This is a genomic window from Paenibacillus sp. GCM10027628 (assembly GCF_042676385.1).
Classification (GTDB): Bacteria; Bacillota; Bacilli; order Paenibacillales; family NBRC-103111; genus Paenibacillus_E.
Genome location: NZ_JBHTHA010000018.1, coordinates 1 through 19588, shown reverse-complemented (window position 1 = coordinate 19588; position 19588 = coordinate 1). Strand labels below are relative to the sequence as shown.

20 protein-coding genes, 1 rRNA gene, 1 pseudogene and 1 riboswitch are annotated in these 19588 nt (G+C 47.8%); of the genes and pseudogenes, 3 read left to right on the top strand and 19 right to left on the bottom strand.

What is annotated here, in order from left to right; translation table 11 throughout:
• Positions 1-396: 396 nt before the first annotated feature.
• The 6 genes and pseudogenes from ACFQZT_RS16670 to ACFQZT_RS16645 form a co-directional block, all read right to left on the bottom strand.
• Positions 397-567: pseudogene (locus ACFQZT_RS16670) on the bottom strand (small, acid-soluble spore protein, alpha/beta type); the annotation flags it as partial.
• A 120-nt stretch (positions 568-687) separates the two neighbouring features.
• A complete protein-coding gene (gene veg / locus ACFQZT_RS16665; RefSeq protein ID WP_147949309.1) occupies positions 688-963 on the bottom strand; it encodes a biofilm formation stimulator Veg in 276 nt (91 codons plus the stop codon).
• A gap of 292 nt (positions 964-1255) precedes the next feature.
• Positions 1256-2128: a sporulation peptidase YabG gene (yabG, locus tag ACFQZT_RS16660; protein WP_379301793.1), complete on the bottom strand. Its 873-nt coding sequence runs from the start codon at positions 2126-2128 to the stop codon at positions 1256-1258.
• 54 nt (positions 2129-2182) lie between these two features.
• Positions 2183-3082 carry a 16S rRNA (adenine(1518)-N(6)/adenine(1519)-N(6))-dimethyltransferase RsmA gene (gene rsmA, locus ACFQZT_RS16655; protein WP_379301791.1) on the bottom strand — a complete coding sequence of 300 codons (900 nt, stop codon included), beginning with the start codon at positions 3080-3082 and terminating at the stop codon, positions 2183-2185.
• A 485-nt stretch (positions 3083-3567) separates the two neighbouring features.
• Positions 3568-4101 carry a ribonuclease M5 gene (gene rnmV, locus ACFQZT_RS16650; protein ID WP_379301789.1) on the bottom strand — a complete coding sequence of 178 codons (534 nt, stop codon included), beginning with the start codon at positions 4099-4101 and terminating at the stop codon, positions 3568-3570.
• Between the two features lie 164 nt (positions 4102-4265).
• Positions 4266-5405: a resuscitation-promoting factor gene (locus ACFQZT_RS16645; RefSeq protein ID WP_379301787.1), complete on the bottom strand. Its 1140-nt coding sequence runs from the start codon at positions 5403-5405 to the stop codon at positions 4266-4268.
• Positions 5406-5694: 289 nt separating this feature from the next.
• Positions 5695-5884, bottom strand: a riboswitch (cyclic di-AMP (ydaO/yuaA leader).
• A 282-nt stretch (positions 5885-6166) separates the two neighbouring features.
• Here ACFQZT_RS16645 and ACFQZT_RS16640 point away from each other — a divergent pair.
• Both ACFQZT_RS16640 and ACFQZT_RS16635 read left to right on the top strand, forming a co-directional pair.
• Entirely contained in the window at positions 6167-6910 is a 744-nt protein-coding gene (locus ACFQZT_RS16640) for an ABC transporter ATP-binding protein (protein WP_379301785.1), read from the top strand.
• The gene (locus ACFQZT_RS16635) at positions 6907-8139 is read left to right on the top strand and encodes an ABC transporter permease (protein WP_379301783.1); all 1233 of its coding nucleotides are present in this window, start codon (positions 6907-6909) and stop codon (positions 8137-8139) included. Before ACFQZT_RS16640 ends, ACFQZT_RS16635 begins: the two co-directional genes overlap by 4 nt.
• On the opposite strand, the gene ACFQZT_RS16630 is transcribed toward ACFQZT_RS16635, so the two are convergent.
• Together ACFQZT_RS16630 and ACFQZT_RS16625 are read right to left on the bottom strand one after the other, a co-directional pair.
• Entirely contained in the window at positions 8125-8892 is a 768-nt protein-coding gene (locus ACFQZT_RS16630) for a TatD family hydrolase (protein WP_379301781.1), read from the bottom strand. The two genes, ACFQZT_RS16635 and ACFQZT_RS16630, sit on opposite strands and share 15 nt — an antisense overlap.
• 45 nt (positions 8893-8937) lie before the next feature.
• On the bottom strand, positions 8938-10215 hold the full coding sequence (locus ACFQZT_RS16625) for an HD domain-containing protein (RefSeq protein WP_379301779.1): 1278 nt from the start codon (positions 10213-10215) through the stop codon (positions 8938-8940).
• Positions 10216-10588: 373 nt separating this feature from the next.
• Between ACFQZT_RS16625 and ACFQZT_RS16620 the strand changes: the two genes are divergently transcribed.
• The gene (locus ACFQZT_RS16620; protein ID WP_188178304.1) at positions 10589-10843 is read left to right on the top strand and encodes an AbrB/MazE/SpoVT family DNA-binding domain-containing protein; all 255 of its coding nucleotides are present in this window, start codon (positions 10589-10591) and stop codon (positions 10841-10843) included.
• 423 nt (positions 10844-11266) lie between these two features.
• Here the strand turns inward: ACFQZT_RS16620 and rsmI are convergent, their stop codons facing one another.
• From rsmI to rrf, 11 genes are all read right to left on the bottom strand, one after another.
• Complete coding sequence (gene rsmI / locus ACFQZT_RS16615; RefSeq protein ID WP_379301798.1) at positions 11267-12154, bottom strand: 16S rRNA (cytidine(1402)-2'-O)-methyltransferase; 888 nt, start codon at positions 12152-12154, stop codon at positions 11267-11269.
• 30 nt (positions 12155-12184) lie between these two features.
• Positions 12185-12940: a tRNA1(Val) (adenine(37)-N6)-methyltransferase gene (locus ACFQZT_RS16610; RefSeq protein WP_379301776.1), complete on the bottom strand. Its 756-nt coding sequence runs from the start codon at positions 12938-12940 to the stop codon at positions 12185-12187.
• An 83-nt stretch (positions 12941-13023) separates the two neighbouring features.
• The gene (yabA, locus tag ACFQZT_RS16605) at positions 13024-13365 is read right to left on the bottom strand and encodes a DNA replication initiation control protein YabA (RefSeq protein WP_379301774.1); all 342 of its coding nucleotides are present in this window, start codon (positions 13363-13365) and stop codon (positions 13024-13026) included.
• A gap of 60 nt (positions 13366-13425) precedes the next feature.
• Positions 13426-14229: a PSP1 domain-containing protein gene (locus ACFQZT_RS16600; protein WP_379301772.1), complete on the bottom strand. Its 804-nt coding sequence runs from the start codon at positions 14227-14229 to the stop codon at positions 13426-13428.
• Position 14230: 1 nt separating this feature from the next.
• The gene (holB, locus tag ACFQZT_RS16595) at positions 14231-15208 is read right to left on the bottom strand and encodes a DNA polymerase III subunit delta' (protein WP_379301770.1); all 978 of its coding nucleotides are present in this window, start codon (positions 15206-15208) and stop codon (positions 14231-14233) included.
• 17 nt (positions 15209-15225) lie between these two features.
• Positions 15226-15672, bottom strand: a complete 447-nt coding sequence (locus tag ACFQZT_RS16590; RefSeq protein WP_379301768.1) for a YaaR family protein — start codon at positions 15670-15672, stop codon at positions 15226-15228.
• 19 nt (positions 15673-15691) lie between these two features.
• A complete protein-coding gene (locus ACFQZT_RS16585; protein WP_079417169.1) occupies positions 15692-16021 on the bottom strand; it encodes a cyclic-di-AMP receptor in 330 nt (109 codons plus the stop codon).
• 46 nt (positions 16022-16067) lie between these two features.
• Positions 16068-16727, bottom strand: coding sequence for a dTMP kinase (gene tmk / locus ACFQZT_RS16580; protein ID WP_379301766.1), 660 nt, complete (start codon positions 16725-16727; stop codon positions 16068-16070).
• Between the two features lie 39 nt (positions 16728-16766).
• Positions 16767-18272, bottom strand: coding sequence for an aminotransferase class I/II-fold pyridoxal phosphate-dependent enzyme (locus ACFQZT_RS16575; protein WP_379301764.1), 1506 nt, complete (start codon positions 18270-18272; stop codon positions 16767-16769).
• 91 nt (positions 18273-18363) lie between these two features.
• A complete protein-coding gene (locus ACFQZT_RS16570; protein WP_379301796.1) occupies positions 18364-18537 on the bottom strand; it encodes a sigma factor G inhibitor Gin in 174 nt (57 codons plus the stop codon).
• Between the two features lie 780 nt (positions 18538-19317).
• A 5S ribosomal RNA gene (gene rrf, locus ACFQZT_RS16565) occupies positions 19318-19434 on the bottom strand.
• Positions 19435-19588 lie beyond the last annotated feature (154 nt).

Genomic DNA, 19588 nt, shown 5'->3' with positions numbered 1-19588 from the left:
CAGGTTTTTTAATCTCTGTAGACAAGTCTCTGAAAAACAAGGGGTTTGTCGACATCCTGAGCTAAAGCATTCGCTTTAGCTTCAAAATGGACGCTGTATGAACTGGCCAGCTTGCTGATTGCCTGCTGTTGACTGGTTCACTACAGAAGAAGACGACTGATTTTGATAGGGAAATGACGCATTAACGTTATACGCCGCCGATGTGTAACTTGGCGTATAGCTGGACTGCGCTTGTTGTGGCGCTCCATATGCGCCATGACCATAGCTTTCCTGAGTGTAATTCGCAGGTATATTAGCCGATGAATAGTTAGGCTGGCTATAACCTGATGCAGGATAACTCGGGCCCGCTTGCTGATAATTAGGCTGGCTATAATTGACAGGAGCGGAGGATGAATATTGCTTGGCCAATTGCTCTTCAGCAATCTGAATGGCACGTTTGACCATATTCCCCGCATCTTTCGTACGGATGCCTTCCCAACCCTCACGCTGCACCACATCATAAAACCCTAAATCCTTGGCCAATTCATATTTAAAACTTTCGGACATGACACCTCTTCTGCGACCCATATGAAACCTCCTTAGCGTCTCTTTCCTGCTCAAGTAAGTTTAGTATGTCGCTAACAGTTCATCTCCATACAAAATGCAAAAACAGACCCCCAGGGTCTGCTCATATAGTAACGCTTTAAGCTAGTGTTGGATATAGGTGATACGAACTTGTCCGTCATCATTACAAACGGTAACTTCAACGGATTCAGTAAGGATATCGGCATAGCTGTAAGACACTCTCTTGAATGCATGCGACTCTTGGTCCAATTTCACAATAAATACAGAAGGGTAGGTTTCTTCTAAAACACCGGAACGCTCGATAGTCTTTCGACGACCACCATTTGCTCTCAACATGATCTTCTGCCCGACATGGGGCTCCAAACTGCGTTTAATCTCCAACAGCGCATTTTTTGCCATTGTCAACTACCACCTCTTTCCTAGTCAATTATAACCGATTCGGACAGGCATGTCAAACTAGGGCAAATATTATATCAGCACGACAATCGTATTGTCAACGGCATATTCACCTAATTTTTTAGTTACCTACCTTACAGGTTGTCTCCAAAGTTCGCAAATTATTCACACCTTTCTTATTCCTTCCTGTTCACATAAAAAGAACACCTGCAAGGCTATCCAACTTCAAGAAGTTAAATGCCTGACAGGTGTACCTTTTACAAACCTAATTAATACCAATTTCAAATTATTACAGTTACGCATTTACCTGCACACTCTGAATGCCGGGAATGCCCATCCGGTAACTCCCACGCGTCTCAACGCCGCCTAATCCCTCCAAGCCGGTAACGGTCAAATCCACAATATCAAGCATAGAAATCGTTTCTTTCACTGAGGTATACGAAAGCTTGGCTGCGATACAAAGCGGATCCAGGGCGTGAATCAAGACGCGTGCCGGCGAGCTTGCAAAATTGGCGCCAGCGCGCAGCAGGGCTTCAAAATGAGACTGACAAGCACCCGCCACGATAATCATGGCATCCCGATTTCGTTCGTACTGCCTCGCGATTTGCACGGCATTCACAAAATGCTGTGAATTCTTGTAATTGCTCAGGTTTTGCAACTCACCCCTGCCGCGATGTTTCAGTATGCCGTCGTGCCCTGTGATAACGACGATATCCGGTTTTATCTGGGGCAGCAGTCTATACAAAGCATCCGGCATTTGCGGCTCTGCAATGTAGAACCCCTCCGCAGGCACACGCAATTCCCCATAAAGCTGCATGCTCTTACGCAAATAAGCCGGATCCCCATCCAAATGAAGTACTTTTCCGGGCACTTCAAAATAGCTGGAACCGGCCTTATATTTATGGGTCAGCGAGATTTCGTTTTTCTCCTGCATCTGTGCCTGGGATAACGCCAATCGCTGAATGGATTCGCGAAATTGCTGTGTGTCTGATCTTGGATCATCTGGGGTCCCGGCAGGACTAGCCGCCATCAGATCCGTCAAGGGCGCATCTGCCAGCAACCGATACTCGACGCCGCGCAGCACCGCCCGCAGCTGTTCGATACGCTCGATTTTGAAAATGACGTCACCGCCATAGGATTTACGGGTAACAAAGTCTCCTTGCCTCATCGCACAATCCCCTCCTAGGCATATCCTATGGCGGAACTGGGCATTTGGTGCGGGTTATTTGCAGCCGTGCGCAAGGAGAGCCGACGACAAGCGCGCGTACTCTTCCATGCTCAGCGTCTCGCCCCGGCGCTGAGGCTCGATATGATTGGCGAGCAGCAGGGTTTCAAGATCGCCCTTGGTTTCTTTGGTAAAGAACCGCGCCGCGAGGTTATTGTAAATTGTTTTGCGCCGCTGGACAAAGGACGCCTGGACGACTTCGAAGAAGAAGACTTCGTCCTGCACGTCGACCGGCGGGGTTTTGCGCACACGCAGCCGGATCACGGCGGAATCGACGTTCGGCTGCGGCACGAAGACCGTGCGGGGCACGATCGTGACGAGCTCCGCCTCGCAGTGAAACTGAACGGCAATGCTGAGGCTGCCGTAATCTTTGGTGCCCGGGCGAGCCGCCATGCGGTCGGCCACCTCTTTTTGAATCATCACGACGATATTCTCCAGAGGCAACTTCTGCTCCAGAAGCATCATTATGATCGGCGTCGTGATGTAGTAGGGCAGGTTGGCGACAACGCTGACGCCATCCACGCCCGCAAAATGCTGCCGGAACAGCTCCGGCAGGTCCAGCTTTAACACATCCCCATGCACGACGGTCGCATGGGGGTAAGGCTCCAGCGTCTCGCCCAGAATGGGCAGCAGACGCTGGTCGATCTCGATGGCCAGGACGCGTCCGGCCAGCTTGGCGAGCTGCTGGGTAAGCGCCCCGATGCCGGGGCCGATCTCCAGCGCGCCCTTGTCCGGGCCGAGCTCGGCGGCGGACACGATCTTATTTAAAATATTGTGGTCAATCAGAAAGTTCTGACCGAGACTTTTTTTCAACACAAGGTCGTGCCGCTTCAGAATCTCCTTCGTCTTACTCGGTGTTGCGACATCATCGGATGTCACGCGATTAGATGTATGCATCGTATAGCCCTCTTTTTATAATTAGGTTCTTCATTCACTTCCGAGCCGTGCCTCCGTATAGTTTAACACGGTTTTTCAGCCTTAACCGGCCTCGAATCGGCAATTCCGTCGCCTTATGACGGTTTTTCAGCGCTAAAGTTACTGGATGACGTTGAGGATGCCCAACTGATTGGATTTAACACGGTTTTTCCGTCTTAACCGGACTCGAATCCGTAATTCCGTCACTTTAAGACGGTTTTTCCGCGCTAAAGTCGCCGGATGACGCTGTGGATGCTCAGCTGATGGGGTTTAACACGGTTTTTCAGCGTTAACCGGCCTCGAATCGGCAACTCCACCACTTTAAGACGGTTTTTCCGCGCTAAAGTCGCCGGATGACGCTAAGGATGCCCAACTGATTGGATTTAACACGGTTTTTCCATGCTAAAGTCACTCTCGAGCCGCTTCCCACTACTTCTCATTATGTATGTTGCTTTGACGCAAACGCATTACTTCAAACACTCTAACGCCGCTTCAAACTCCTCACGCGTGATTTGAAACATCGCGCAGCGTTTATAAAATTGCTTGCCGTTGCAATAGCCGATACCGAGCGCCTTGCCTACCTCAAGCCTGCGAGAAGCCGCCTCGGGATGGACAATGAGCCCCGCCGCCATTAAATCTTCCATCGTCAGCATGGAGACGGCGCCGTCGTACTCTGTACGCAGGCTTGCCAGCGCCTGCCGAATCGTCTCGGGCGTCGCGTTCTCGACGCCGATATCGCCCTTATACGCAGCCTGCTCCTGCGTAATAAAAGCATGCTTGCAGCCGGGTACCTTGGCTGCCACAATCTTCCGGATCCGCTCACCTGCGTGATCGGGATCCGTAAAAATAATAACGCCCCTGCGCTGCTGCGCAAGCGCAATCCGCTTCAACACGGCTTGTCCGATCGCGGACCCGCCTGTTTCGATCGTATCCGCCTCGACAGCTCGGCGAATCGCTGCCGTATCGTCCTTGCCTTCTACGACGATAACTTCTTTAATCATCAATGATCCCTTTCCCTGTACGAAAGAACCTTCGGTTTCGACATCCACGGCCTTACGCTTGATTGGTATGGATCAACGCAGAAAAAGAAGAGGGATCCCCTCTTCTTTCGCCCAAGCTGAAGGCTTATAGATTCATTCTACCCGCCTAAACAGCCGTTTACTCGTTAATTCTCCGTTGGCTTCTTAGGTCCAACCACATAGACCGTATAGCCTTGCTTCGTACCAAATCTATTGGCATAGCTTTCATCTTCATAGTAAACATCAATCATCTGGCCCTTTACACCGCTGCCTGTATCTTCGGCACGGCGGAAGCCGATGCCCTCAATGTAAACCCACCATCCCAATGGAATGACCTTCGGATCGACGGCAATGGTTCTGCCTTCTGTAACGGTTGTTCCGGTGAATGTTTTACCAAACCCGGGGGCCCCTTCGGCTTTACCTGTCGATTCCGCTCCTGCTGAGTAAGCGGTCAGCTTCACATTTTTCAGGATTTGTTTATATCCAAACTTCACGCCGTTCTTGGAAATTTCATCCACGCTTGGGGATGAAGCCGACAAAACGACAACTGCGTTTTTCGTGCCCACAGCAACAACTTTATTTACACGTTCCGTTTGAACCTGTTGATCCACAACTGCTTCCGAGACTAATTTACCGTCTTCGTAAGTCTTTTCTTTCTTTTTCAGGAGTACGCCCTCTTTACCTTCTTGGACGGTTTGCTCCTTTCCTTTAAGCAGCGATGCATCGTTCTTCTTTTCTGTGTCGAACGCGATCGGCTCCGTTACTTCTTCCGTCTCTTTCTTCACACGGACGATTTTGATTTCATCGCCGGCAGATAGAGAGGCTATCGGTCCGGGAGTTACTTTATCGAGCTCCCCAAGTGCAATATGTAAATCTTGCAATGCACTTTCTACCGTTCTTGCAGTTGTGTAAACAGTGGTGGTCTTTCCATCAGCAGTCAGTTGAATTGGTGAAGCGTGAGCGATGACGATTTTCTCGCCGCCTTTGATTGTGCTTGTAAGGGCTGCGGAAATTTCATCGTGCTCACCAATCTTAATGGCTTGTTCATCCAGTAGGCGTTGCAGGACCCATTGCTTCGTATGCACAACGGTTTCTTGTCCATTCACAACCACGGATACGCTCTTGGTAGCCGTACCGTACAACAACACCAAAAACATGAAAGTCATCGCGATTGAGATCATAGCTAAGCTTAAAATCAAACGCAAGTTTTCATGCTTCCATCGCAATGCGAAGGACATGCTGGATGATCGTTTTACATGGGTCTCTGTTAATGAGATACTGCCCACTTCTTCGGTCCTCCTTCAAAGCCCCGCCGTCGAGTGTTACGCATGATCAGATTTGACGCGACTAAGTTTTTTTGTAGTAACTTAACATGTTTCCCTCCAACTTGTGCAGCGGAGTTTACCCAGTAGCAGTGCGGTCTATGCCGACTCCCCTGGTAGTCCCACCCCCTTTGCTATTCATCATCCTATGAGCTCCTGGCTGTAAATATCCTCAGAAATATGAAAAAGCCAGCAGGAAGAGGACTCTTCCCGTGGCTTAGTTTGCATGTGAAATACAAATAGCACGACAATCGTTACCCCTCTTGTACGCTTACGAGGTTAGCTGACGGATTCGGACGTGAGAGTCGCCCTACCCGATGTTTGCGAAGCAAGCACCAGGATTCACCCCTGATAATCATTCTGTTCACCCCGTCACGGATTACGTGTCCGATGGCTTACAGCGGTTCCCCCGTTCCCATAATGGAACTCAGCGAATGGAAAAATGGCAAATTGGTTATTAAGTTATTATGAAAAGTATATTACGCTGTAAATCTTCTGCTGTAAAGTTATCGATTATCGATAAAAAGGACGGAATTCAGGAATTGTGGACATTTTACTGAGCAAATATGGGTTATTGGTACGTTTTTCTCATTATAACACACGAATACGATGATTTTCATCAATCACACGCCTAAATTAGGCTAAATTTGTGAATTTGTTTATAATAAGATTGGATAAAAATGACTCATAAATACCAATAATTTGCTAAATAGGGAGGCGATGAGATGACCCCAATTTTACAAGTTGACTCTCTTTATGGGGGATATTTGCCGGGCAAACCGGTCCTGCATGAGCTCTCCTTTTCCATTCGGCAAGGAGAAATGATGGGGCTGATAGGTCTGAACGGCGCAGGTAAAAGTACGACCATTAAGAACATTCTCGGCCTTCTTAAACCTCAAAAAGGGAACATCCGTATCAATGGCCAAACTTTGACTGATGCCCCTATACCCTATCGCGCAGCTTACGCCTATGTTCCCGAAAGCCCCGAACTGTATGAAGAACTCACGATACGTGAGCATTTGGAATTGACAGCGATGGCTTACGGACTGTCGAAAGATGCTTATTTGTCGAGATCTGCTGCGCTGTTGGAAGAGTTTCAAATGAAGGACAAGCTGAACAGTTTCGCCAGCCACCTATCTAAAGGTATGAAGCAGAAGGTCATGATTATGAACGCTTTCCTAATCGAACCTTCCTTATATATCATCGACGAACCGTTTCTTGGGCTAGACCCGCTAGCCATACGTTCCTTACTGGAGCTGATGGTCAAAATGAAGCGAAAAGGCGCCAGTTTCCTCATTTCATCGCATATTTTGTCAACCATCGAAAAATATTGCGACAATTATGTCGTCCTGCACAAAGGTCACATGGTAGCTCAAGGAGATTTAGGCGAATTGCGCGTGCAAACCGGTCTCCAGCACGCGTCACTAGACGACATTTTTTATCAACTCGTGCAGGGTGAATCTTTATGAAAAACATGGAAGTGAATACCCAGATCCTGTGGCAGCAACGCTTTGAACGTTATGTAAAGGAATCGATGGGGTACTGGCAATATGCAGCGCGCAGTAACTTCCTAGGTTTCGTGTTGTTTCTTGTCATTATTTCTTCCTATTATTATGCAAAAATATTGCAGCGTCTTCCGACAAATTATCCTTATATTTGGATCGTCCTTGTACTGCTCGTTCCGCTGCTCGCATCCAGCCCGATCCGTACCTTGCTGCGCCATCCCGACCGTATGTTCCTGCTCCGTATTGAGCATCAAATGGGAACTTATTTTCGCAGCGCCTTCCTGTATAGCTTCGCTTTGCAAGCCTTTTGGACTTTGATCGCTTGGGTCGTACTTTGGCCGCTATATCATCATTGTGTAGGAAACACTGAACAGCCTATTTGGCTGATGCTCGGTATGCTTATCCTACTTAAAGTGGCGAACTTGTTTGGGAGCCTGCAGGAAAGCCGATTCGTGGATCATCGCGCGAGAAAAGCCTCGCTAACATTTCGATGGTTAGCCTCCATTGCGGTCATTTATTTGCAATTCCAGGTCAATCTCTTTTGGGCAAGCGGCACTGCATTAATTCTCATTCTTGTCTGGCTGGGCTCCGCTCATTTTGCATCTAAATACCTGATCGGCTGGGATTACTTGATTGCCAAAGAGAAGCAGCAGCAGGCCCGGCTTTATGCATTCTTCAATTGGTTCGTGGACGTCCCGCAGCTGGGAACGCGAATAACCCGCCGAAGCTGGATCAGCGGGGTCACGAGATGGATTCCTTTTAAACAGGATGCCACTTATATGTATATCTATACCAAAACATTGCTCCGTACCGAGCTATTTACCATCGTACTGCGCATCACGGTAATTGGCGTTCTTGCCATATTCGTTTCAAGCAGCGAGGCAGCACGAGGCGTTATCTTCTTTGTCGTTATTCTGTTTTCGACTGTTCAGTTGTCTTCGCTTGCACGAGCCCACCGCTACACGTTCTGGCTGGAGATGTATCCGCTTAATCGCAGCCTGAAGGCAGGGGCGCTCGCTTTTCTAATCTGGTGCATGCTGTTGGCTCAAACTTGCGTTCTTGCGATTCCACTGCTAATCCAATCACCGCTTATCTATGGGCTTGTACCTGTGCTTAGTCTTCTGCTTATTTCGTTGATCTGCGGTGTTGTGCTAAGACGCAAGTTCCAAGCCGCCGCTTCACTTGAGACCTAACAAATGAATGGCATTGTTCGTCGTAATCTCGGCGATCTCCTCGACCGTCATCCCACGAATTTCCGCGGCCGTCTCGGCTACGAGCCGAACATAAGACGTTTCATTTCTCTTGCCGCGGAAAGGATGCGGTGTCAAGTAAGGCGCATCGGTTTCAATCAACAACCGGTCCAGCGGAACCTGCGCCAACACCTCTTTGGGCTGCTTCGCGTTCTTGAACGTAACCGGTCCTCCAAAGGAAATATGGAAGTTCATATCCAAGCATTGTTTAGCCGTCTCCCAACTGCCTGAAAAACAGTGCATGATCCCTCCGACCTCCGAAGCCTTCTCCTCCTTCAGTACTTGAAGAATGTCATGATGCGCATCCCGATTGTGAATGACGATTGGCATCCCCAATTTGCGCGCCAGCCGGATTTGTTCACGAAACACCCGGTTTTGGACATCCTTCGGTGACGTGTCCCAGTAGTAATCGAGGCCAATTTCACCAATTGCCACCACTTTTTCATGTTGGCAAAGCTCCTCGATCCACTCCAGATCCCCCGGCTGCATATTTATGGCATCTACCGGATGCCAGCCCACTGTCGAATAAATAAACTCATATTGTTCAGCCAGTGCAATCGAACTTGGTATGGTTTCTCGGTTAAAGCCGACGTTCACCATGCGGGTTACACCGGCATCAACTGCTCTTTGAATAACCTCATCCCGGTCTTCGTTGAATTGTTCGGCATTTAAGTGTGTGTGTGAGTCAGTAAGCATGGTCTTCTCCTTTTTTATGTATCTCGTCGAATATCGTTAGAGGCATTACTCTTGCTTGCCGAGCAGTGTCCATAGATCTGCATAAGAAGTCGTGTTCAGACCATCGAGCAGCTCTTCCGGATAATAAATATGGTGCTTACCCATGTGAATGCCGCTGATGGAGCGGACAATCTCCGATTTATGCGTAATCTCCGTTAGGTTGTCCTTATGATCCAGCAGCAAAATAGGCAGCTTTTCATCGCTTTCTCCAGGACGGTATACATCATAAGAAAGATCTGATGGGAAATCAATCTCCATATAATAAGAAGAATTGAGCCCTGCCTCCTGCATCGCCTGCTCCATCCGCTGAATCAGGCGGTTATTTCCCTCTTCAAAAGTACTGTATTTATACAGCTTACGGTCCAAGAACCGCTTGCACAAATCCACGAGAATCGGATCTTGCTCCATACTCCAGAACGTTAACATCGTTTGCATCACAGACTCATCCAGCACCAAATAATCCTCTAAGGAAAGACGATTCTGAATCAGGTGTAAAATGGGCTCGACCATAAACCCAAATGTGTAGTTTTCCTCATAAAGATGTTTGGCACGCTGAAATATTTTATGAAGCAAAATCTCGGCGCTGCGAGTCACTGGGTGGAAGTACACCTGCCAGTACATCTGGTACCTGGACATGAGATAATCCTCAACGGCATGCATTCCGCTCTCTTTCACCACAATGTGTCCTTTATAAGGCCGGATGACACGAAGAATCCGTTCCAGGTCGAACGTTCCATAATTAACTCCTGTGAAATAAGCATCGCGCAGCAAATAATCCATACGATCCGCATCAAGTTGACTGGAAACCAGGCTGACAACGATTTCTTCGCTGTACGATTTACAAATGACACCGGCAACCTTTTTCGGGAAATCCGGAGAGATGCGGCGCAGTACCTCGTTCACTTCCGTATCGCCAAGGACTATTTTACAGGACCACTCCTCGTGCCTTGTGCCAAAAGCTTTTTCTATCGAATGGGAGAAAGGACCATGCCCCAAATCATGCAATAAAGCTGCGCATAAACAAAGCAGCCTCTCTTCCTTCGGCCAATCCTCATAATGGTTGCGCTCGAATTGTGAAATGATTTTACGGGTAACCTCATACACGCCGAGCGAATGTGAAAATCTGCTATGTTCGGCGCCATGAAATGTTAAATATGAAGTGCCTAATTGTCGAATACGCCGCAGCCGTTGAAATTCCCTCGTGTTGATCAAGTCCCAAATCGTAGAGTCTTGTACATAGATATACTTATGAACCGGATCTTTAAACACTTTTTCTTCTTTCATCCTTTTCACTACCTTTCTTTATCAAATTCGACATTCTTTCGACATTTTACTATATCAAACCGACATATTTTGTCGAATTATGTCGATATCATATTCCAGTTTTAATACTGCATTAAACACTTGAAGTCACGTCCAGACGGCACTTTTTCACGACTCTATCTTGTATGATAAGACTTACAAAAGCTTGATTCATAAGGCGTTTCAGCTTTTTTTGAACCTTGGTCAGCACTAAATTTTTTCATGTGGACGAGTATAAAAATATGAAAATATGGTTGACTATTTTGGGAATGGTTGGTATCATAAAACAAGACAAGATTGTCGAATGGTGACGATATTGATAAAAATTTTATAAAATTGGAAGGGGTATTTATATATGTTGAAATCCACTGGTATCGTAAGAAAGGTCGATGAATTAGGTCGCGTTGTTATTCCAATCGAACTACGTCGCACTTTAGGCATAGGCGAGAAAGACGCTTTGGAAATTTATGTAGATGGCGAGCGCATTATGCTGAAAAAATATGAGCCTGCATGTATCTTCTGCGGCAATGCCGAGAATGTTACCTATTTCAAAGGAAAAATAGTTTGCCATATTTGTTTATCTGAGATGCCAACACCTGTGACAAAATAAGAAAAGTAGTATATAATAGAAGTAGCACTAATCCCTTATGGTAATTCTAACCTTTTTCATATCTCCTCTAGTCTCTAATCAGCTGGCCTAGGCCACGGATTAGAGATCTTTTTTTGTCTGGCTTTTTGGCTGAACAAACGCTCATCATCGGTACCTCGTTACATAGCCTCCCGCCTCGACTTGCAACTATATCCCAGAAACCATTAAATAACCGGAAAACCTAACGTTAATCGCGTAAATATTAGCATTTCGGGAGGTATTAACTGGAATTCCCCCAGTAAAATTGGCCATTTTCATCAAAAATCCCCGAATGAATCCTTTTTAGCGGGAGCTTTTCGCTATAATTACGTAAAGCATAAGGAAATGGCCGTATTAACAGGAGAAATTCCATAAAAAACCGCGTTAAACACGTTTCCTCGCCCTCTAGCGATCAAGCAGCGCGTTGTAAACATCGCGCTTGGACAGCCCGCGATCCGCCGCAACCAGCTTCATCGCGTCCTTTCGCTCGCTGCCGCGCTGCTCGTAGTGCTCAACGTGCTCGCCCAGCGTCAGCGGCTCCCACCAGCCCGCAGCTGCCTCCTGTGCAGCTGCCGCCGAAGCGCCTTCGGCGATGATGCAGTACTCGCCCTGCGGCGGGTACTGCTCCAAATGCGCGAGGCACTCGGCGATCGTGCCGCGGACAAACTCCTCGTACCGCTTCGTCAGCTCGCGGGCAAGGCAAATCCGTCGCTCCGCCCCCCACACTTCCCCCATGCGGGCAAGTGTTTTGTCCACGCGGTGCGGTGATTCATAGAACAGCAGCGTGCCCTGCGCCAGCTGCAGCTCCTCCAGCACCTTCGTCTGATCCTTTTTCTCCCTGGGGAGAAAACCGACGAAGGTAAACCGCTCTGTCGGCAGGCCTGATGCAATCAGCGCCGACAGGGCCGCATTCGCGCCGGGGATGGGCACCACCGGCACGTCCTGCTCCACGGCCATCCTCACCAGGTCGTAACCTGGATCGGAGATGGCCGGCAGTCCCGCATCGCTGACCAGTGCGATGCTCTGCCCTTCAAGCAGCAAGCGGACGAGCTCCGGTCCGCTTGCCTGCTTGTTGTGTTCGTGATAGCTGACGAGTCGCGTAGCGACTTCGAAGTGCGTCAGCAGTTTACGCGTTTGCCGCGTGTCCTCCGCGGCAATCAACGCCACTTCCTTCAGCGTGCGGATCGCGCGAAAGGTCATATCTTCGAGATTGCCGATCGGCGTTGCGACCAAGTATAAGGTGCCCACGCCTTGCCCGCCATCTCGGTAACTTTTTTGCACTTGCAAACCCAGAGGAACCACCCTCTTTCTTATTTTTCTTTTTTACATCAGAGAGGTTCTGCCCCCATAATAGATTTCCTTCAATTCTTGACAGTACTCCTGATTCTCGTCATACACGATAAGCGGCGCCAGTGTCCGAACCTCCGGCTTTCCGTCCTTCATTCCTTCCACCAGTACCATCATGGCTTCTTCGCCGGCTCTTGCGTGCACGTACCTAAGACGCTTAGGCTCCAATCGGTATTGCCGCATCAAACTAATAATGTCTACGAGCCGTGTCGCTCGGTGCACCATTGCTACCTTACCCCCGGATTTGACCAGCTTTGCACTGGTTGCAACTACATCCTCCAGCGTACAATGAATTTCATGACGTGCAGCAGCGATATGTTCATTGATATTTTGCTCACCATTAGGTACTGGCAGGTAAGGCGGATTCACGGTAACCGTATCAAATTGGCCATGCCCGAGCGTTTGCACGATCGTCCTCAGGTCCCCTTGAATCATGTGCAACCTTTCTTCTAATCCATTAAGAAGCACATTGCGAACCGCCATGTCCGCCAATCTTTCTTGAATTTCCACGCCCCAGATTTCTGCGCGCGTTCGTGTTGTTAACAAGAGCGGTACTACACCGTTTCCCGTACATAAATCAATCATTCGCCCCTTAGGAGCGACACTGCAAAACCGCGCAAGCAATATGGCATCGAGCGAGAAGCTAAATACCTGCTCACTCTGTATAATTTTCAAATCATGCGTCAATAAATCATCAATGCGTTCTGTTGGCAGTAAGGGAACTTGCTTCATACGTGTTTTCAGTCATTTCCTTTCCGGGTCTTTCTCATGATTGAAAAAAACCGTAAGGCATACACCCCTACGGTCAAACGAACTTATTTATTTAAAAAGGATAAGCAAAACAAACAATCTCCCTCAGTCCGAAGGTGTCCATAATAGACATTGCAAATGTGAAAACCTTCATTATACAAACGGGTCAAGTTATCGTAACCGGCGCCAATAATCGGAGGCGGCTCTTTGGCCGTTCCTTCCGGCTGCTCTACAGTCGTTTCCTCTTGCCTGATCAGCTTTCTCAGCTGCTGGTTTTCAATGCTTAGTCGCTTGTTTTCTTCGATGAGCATAATAATTCTTTTCTTCAAGGCACCCAGCTCTTCATAAGTGGCGCCCATTCGTTCTTCGATACCATCCATCTGTTCGAAAATATCCTGTTTATCCACGATTTCACCTCTAGTGCCGTCCTTGCTTACGCCGCAGCGCTTCTCGCGGGTTAGAAGCCTCTACTCTTGTTCTACCACATCGTCGAAAGGTAGATCCATCACTTTACCAAGATCAAACAGCTGAACCTTGGCGGTACGCTCGTTGATATTCAAGCCGAGCACCTTCCCGTTACCAAACGAAGTAATGACCTGTCTGCCTACGGTCGGCAGCGAGTCTTTGGCACTTTCATAATTATCGTGTTCGTATTTCAAACAACACATTAACCGGCCGCAAAGTCCGGAAATCTTCGTTGGATTCAACGACAAGTTCTGATCCTTTGCCATCTTAATCGATACGGGCTCAAAATCGCCCAGAAACGAAGAACAGCAAAGAATTCGCCCACACGGACCGATACCCCCAAGCATCTTGGCTTCATCCCGCACGCCGATCTGACGCAATTCAATCCGGGTCCTGAAAATACTGGCCAGATCCTTCACGAGCTCACGGAAATCCACACGTCCCTCAGCTGTGAAATAAAAAATAATTTTATTACGGTCGAACGTATACTCTACGTCCACGAGCTTCATCTTAAGATTATGGTCTCGAATCTTCTCATGGCACGTTTGGAACGCATCCTTGGCTGCCTTTTTGTTCTCTTCTACCAAATCGGCATCCGAATTATCCGCGATGCGAATTACCTTTTTAAGTGGCAGAACCACATCGTTTTCCTTGACATTCTTCTTCCCAACGACAACCTTGCCATATTCCACGCCGCGAGCGGTTTCAACAATAACGGCGCTTTCTTTTTCTATAGGCAAATCGATGGGGTCAAAATAATATATTTTACCCGCTTTTTTAAAGCGGACGCCAACTACCGAATACATGCTACACCCCCTGCATCTCCACGAGCATTTTCTCGATAACCAGCTGTGAATTGGCGTTAAAGCGTAGACGTTTTTGCAGATCTACCGCTTGTTCCATCATGCGCACCCACTCGGAAACGTCCCGGCTGAATGCGAGGGAGCCCATCCAGTCCAGCTGGTCGTTATAAACAAGCTTGTCCCTGCGCTCCAGGCGCAGCTGCACCATATCTTTAAACCAGAGAATCAACAGGTCAAACAAACTCGACATGTGATCCGCCAGCTCTGTCTTCACAATCTTGTGCTGAATCGTAATTATAGAAGAAGGGAAACGTGTCAGCGTCTCCTTCGCTAATTGTAACACTACGGTTCTCATTTCTGCAAACCAATTTGCCCCGATGAGATCCCTGGCTGCCGTAAGTCCTGCCGTTAAATGAGCAGCCGGCTGCACCAATGTTGCGGGATGCCCTTCTTGCAGCAGAGTTAAGACCATTTCATCGCGAGGTAACGGTGTAAAACTAATCCACTGCGCGCGCGATTGGATCGTTGGCAGCAGGGCGTTTCCGTTCTCTGTGATAAGAATCGCAACGACTCGCGAAGTCGGCTCTTCAAGAAACTTCAACAAGCTATTTGCCGCTTGAACGGTCATTTTTTCAGCATGATGAAGGACATATATTTTGGTTCCCGATGCCGTAGCCCGGTAAGCAAACTCTTTTTGCAGATCACGAATTTGCTCGATCTTAATCGAAGCGCCTTCAGGTTCTACCACATGCAAGTCCGGGTGATTGCGATGCTCCACCTTGCGGCATTCCAGACATTCTCCGCACGCATCATCCACGGAATTCTTGCAGTAAATCGCTTTGGCCAGAGCCAGCGCCATTTCTGATCTTCCGGTACCGACCGGCCCGCTAAATATATAAGCATGCGATAGCTTGTCCTGTCGCAGCCCGTTCTGAAGCAGCCTTTTCGCTGCCGTTTGTCCAGGTATGGCTTGAAAAGACATAAGTCGCTTTCTCCTTATTAAAACAACAAATTAATCAGCATCCCTCGGATTTCTCCGATTTTCTGCAAAATATCAATCCGCCCCTGCTCGGTCTCCAGCAGCTCATCCGCCAAAGCCAGCAGCTCTTGATCGATTTCCTCCAAAAGCTTATATCGTTTCGAACGGCCGCGACGATCCCAGCCCTTCGTATCTCTTAAGTTCACTCCGCGTCTCGCGGTTTCCTCAAGAAACTGCTTGATGAGCAGCTTGTACTGACGCAGCTCCCGCACAGTCATGGATCGCGCCAAACGATCGCCTTGCAGCGTAATTTGCTGCATCATCTTGTTCAGCTGCTCCTGCGAAAACTTCTCATCATGCTGCTGCATGATGTCTGAGAAATTCCGGGGTGCCAGCTGTGGCGGCGGGACGTTCTCATTCACTTTGACGTTCTTACCGACGGGCTGCCACCCCGGATTAATTTTCAAGACTCATCCATCCTTACGATTAGTAGTGCTCAAAACGTTCTACAGGCAGTACGAATACAGCGGCTCCACCCACTTGAACTTCCACAGGAAATGGAATGTAGGAATCTGTCGTTCCTCCCATAGGCGATACCGGTGTGACAAGCTGCTCCCGAATTTTGCAATTGGCACGTATGACTTGCATAACCTCTTGTACCCTCTCATCTTCGGTACCGATCATAAAGGTTGTATTCCCTGCCCGCAGAAAGCCGCCAGTACTCGCTAACTTCGTAGCACGGAAGCCCTCTTTAATCAAAGCATTGGAGAGACGGTTACTGTCTTTGTCTTGAACAACGGCAACGACTAGTTTCATGGGTGATTCCTCCTCTTCATTATAAACTAATTATAGGTTTCTTGCCTTAGACGGAAAGATGTTCCTTTAACAAACGGTTGCAATCGGATAAAATGTCCCCGGCGATCTCATCCTCGCTGCGATCTGCATTCACAACGCATACGCGTTCCGGATGGTCGGCAGCAATTTGATGGAATCCCGCACGCACTCGGCTGTGGTATTCAACATCTTTTTGCTCGATCCGGTCTAATTGCTGGGCCGCTGCGTCCGTACCCGCCGCTCTGTGATGAAGTCTAGCCAGGCTCACTTCCACGGGTACATCCAAAATGTAAGTCCGTCTTGCCTGCAATCCCGAACTGGCAAACCGGTTCACTGCTCTTACCGTGTCTATGTCGGCACCCAGTCCATAAGCTTGATACGCAATGCTGGCGTCAATAAATCGATCGCACAATACAATCCGACCTGCTTCAAGCGCAGGCAAAATCAGTTCATGCACATGCTGCGCTCTGGATGCGGCATAGAGAAGTACTTCGGTTTGGTCAACCATCTCTTGGTTAACAGGATCTAAAACAAGGCTGCGAATCTTGTCGCTAATCGCCGTACCCCCAGGTTCTCTCGTGACCACGACTTCATGTCCAATTCGCCTAAGCTCCTCAGCCAATCTTCGTAATTGTGTTGTTTTTCCTGCGCCGTCCGGCCCTTCAAACGTTATGAATATTCCTTCCACTCTGTCCTCCTGAATGCTGTGTTTCCAGATGATGTATGGTTATGTGTATATCTTTAGCTTTTGTGTCTGTCCAAATGCGGTACCCTGGAACCGAATCCCGTTCACGGCAAGCTGCTGCAGCGCTTCGGCTACCGATGCTGTAATCATTTCGCCCGGATATAGGTATGGTATTCCCGGTGGATAAGGAATCACCATGTCCGCAGAGCGTTTTCCAATGGCATCTTGGACGGTGACTGTGCTTACATAGGACTCTTTTGACCCTGTTTTCCGCAAATCTCGCAAATCAAAGGCGATTGGCGACGAAATTTGTGTATCTGGGGGTAATATACTTATATTCGAGATGGGCGCTTGAAGTTCCTTCTTTTGCACCTGATCGTCTAAATTAATGTTGGCTAAGGCCTGATAAACTCGCCTGGCATCTCCCATGCTGGAAGCCGGTGTAAAAACGAGCAAGACATTCCGTGCGTCAGCCATTTCTACGAAACAGCCGTAGGCTTCAAGTCGGTCTTTCAGATCAGAGCCTGATAACGCTCCTGTTTTATCATAAATACTTACCTTAAAAGGGTCGTTGGTCGAAAATCCGTGACCTTTTACCATTGGAAAATCATGCGAATCATAACCAAATACCTCGAGCTTGCTTAGGAGCACCCTGAATTCCTTAACAACCGCTAGTCCCTGTTCGATCCATGCTCTTCCTTCTGTATGAATTCTCTTTCTCGCTAAATCAAGTGAGGCTAGAATCGGATAGGAGGGACTAGAACTCTGAAGCATCGCCAACCGTTGTTTCAATACGGATCGATCCATACGCAGCCCCTGTACATGGAGCATAGCTCCCATTGTCATTGCTGTGAGCATTTTATGCGTCGATTGTACAACGGCATCAGCCCCACTAGATAAGGCCGAAGCTGGTACCTCTTCATGGAAGCCATAATGCGCCCCGTGCGCTTCGTCTACAAGCAGCAGTTTGCCATGCTCATGCATAAGCTCAGCGAATGGCTTAAGATCTACACCTTTTCCATAGTAGTTCGGGTTCGTAAGAAAGAGCGCCTTTGCCTGCGGATACCGTCTAAGTGCTTGCTTTACGTCATCTATATATATGCCTGCAGCTGTCCCCGTCTCGCGATCCCACGCAGGAGATAAAAAAACGGCTCTTGCGCCGGCAAGCATGAGTCCGTGAATCACCGATTTATGCGCATTTCTTTGCACTAAAATTAAATCATCCCGTTCACAGACCGATGTAATCATAGCTAAATTACCCACTGTACTTCCGCCTACCAGAAAATAGGTCTCCTCAGCCCCAAAACATTCAGCGGCCAATTGTTCGGCCTCTAAAATCGCACCCTCCGCATGATGCAAATCATCAAGACCTGTTATTTCCGTGTAATCGATTGACATCACAGAATGTAAAAATGGCTTCGCCTCTTCTAAGACTCCCTGTCCAGATTTATGTCCTGGTACGTGAAAACTTGAAGGCTGGCTATGATAATGAGCTAACATTGCTTCATATAAGGGCGCTATCGATCTTCTATTACCAAGCGTAGACATATATCCTGCTCCTTCAACGCTCTATTTGATATTCCTATAGTAGATGATAGCCGCTGAAAAAACAAAAAAGCTTCCATTCAGAAGCTTTCTCTTAGTTCATATATGTTCTCGTATGACCCGTATAAAATACCTTACTCATTTGCTTCACAAAAAAAGGATATTTTTGGTCTCTGACATCCGTCCTGACCATCTCATTACTGCATTCATCGCATATAAAGGCTGAAATAATTCGAATTCCGCCATTACGCTGTTGCTCGCAAATCATACATACCCCAATCCGGTTCTCCTCCATTTGATCACCTCAACTCCTTTACGACTAGTATAACCGAAGCTCATTTCTCCTAAACTAGCTATGCGCTCATATTTTGGAAGGTTTCTGCCGATATAGACATATATTATGTTCTATTTAACAGACGGAGGTCATCATGTCGCTGCAGGATCCAAATCTCTCCAATAACTCAACTATCTACAACTACACGCTAAAGAAAAGAATATATCATTCCTTATATAAGGTGATTCTCTACTTTCTCTTGCTTATTTCTATGCTTATTTATCAATTGGACAAAAGTAATTGGATCGCAATTCTAATCAGTTATCCCATTCTGGTGATCTGTCATTTCTTAATAGTTCGCAGTTACTTTCAATTTACAATTGGTAGCGCCATGAGAGGCTGGGCCTTCAAATGGGGAATCTTCTGGTGTGGCATCCTGCCCGAAGGTAATGCCTCAATCCGTTTGGTGAGCAAAGTGCAGCAACATCTGTTCTGGATCTGTCTCGCTTGCATCGGGGGGCTATATCCGTGGGTCTCTTATCAATGGCTAAAATGCTTCCTCATCTTTCACTTATGGATGATGATGCCGCGGCTATGGATGTTGTATCGCTTTCGTCCCTTTCGCAAAAATGGCTTGATCAAAATGACCCCCAAGGATACTTCCTGCTATATGCAATAAAATCAACCCCACACTCTATTTGCGATGTGGGGTTCTTATCTCGTAATATGATAAAAAGCCTTCTTGAGATTTCTCTCAAAAAGGCTTTTCTTTGTGCTTGGCAACGTTCTACTCTCCCAGAACCCTTCGGTTCAAGTACCATCGACGCTGGAGGGCTTAACGGTCGTGTTCGAGATGGGAACGCGTGGATCCCCTCCGCCATCATCACCAAACGTTCAAGGTTTATTCCTTGAAAACTAGATACGAAACTTGCGTAAAGTGTGGGTATTTGTTAAACCGGTTTTGTTCCGGGCCCCGAGAAATTGCTTTCTTGGGTATCTTGGTTAAGCCCTCGACCGATTAGTATTCGTCAGCTGCATGCATTAC

Coding starts and splice junctions, on each gene's coding strand:
- ACFQZT_RS16630 (WP_379301781.1), bottom strand. CDS start 8,892: ATGCTTACTGACTCACACACACACTTAAATGCCGAACAATTCAACGAA.
- ACFQZT_RS16635 (WP_379301783.1), top strand. CDS start 6,907: ATGAAAAACATGGAAGTGAATACCCAGATCCTGTGGCAGCAACGCTTT.
- veg (WP_147949309.1), bottom strand. CDS start 963: ATGGCAAAAAATGCGCTGTTGGAGATTAAACGCAGTTTGGAGCCCCAT.
- yabG (WP_379301793.1), bottom strand. CDS start 2,128: ATGAGGCAAGGAGACTTTGTTACCCGTAAATCCTATGGCGGTGACGTC.
- rnmV (WP_379301789.1), bottom strand. CDS start 4,101: ATGATTAAAGAAGTTATCGTCGTAGAAGGCAAGGACGATACGGCAGCG.
- rsmA (WP_379301791.1), bottom strand. CDS start 3,082: ATGCATACATCTAATCGCGTGACATCCGATGATGTCGCAACACCGAGT.
- ACFQZT_RS16610 (WP_379301776.1), bottom strand. CDS start 12,940: ATGAAGCAAGTTCCCTTACTGCCAACAGAACGCATTGATGATTTATTG.
- ACFQZT_RS16620 (WP_188178304.1), top strand. CDS start 10,589: ATGTTGAAATCCACTGGTATCGTAAGAAAGGTCGATGAATTAGGTCGC.
- ACFQZT_RS16600 (WP_379301772.1), bottom strand. CDS start 14,229: ATGTATTCGGTAGTTGGCGTCCGCTTTAAAAAAGCGGGTAAAATATAT.
- holB (WP_379301770.1), bottom strand. CDS start 15,208: ATGTCTTTTCAAGCCATACCTGGACAAACGGCAGCGAAAAGGCTGCTT.
- ACFQZT_RS16585 (WP_079417169.1), bottom strand. CDS start 16,021: ATGAAACTAGTCGTTGCCGTTGTTCAAGACAAAGACAGTAACCGTCTC.
- ACFQZT_RS16625 (WP_379301779.1), bottom strand. CDS start 10,215: ATGAAAGAAGAAAAAGTGTTTAAAGATCCGGTTCATAAGTATATCTAT.
- ACFQZT_RS16640 (WP_379301785.1), top strand. CDS start 6,167: ATGACCCCAATTTTACAAGTTGACTCTCTTTATGGGGGATATTTGCCG.
- ACFQZT_RS16570 (WP_379301796.1), bottom strand. CDS start 18,537: ATGATTTGCGAGCAACAGCGTAATGGCGGAATTCGAATTATTTCAGCC.
- ACFQZT_RS16575 (WP_379301764.1), bottom strand. CDS start 18,272: ATGTCTACGCTTGGTAATAGAAGATCGATAGCGCCCTTATATGAAGCA.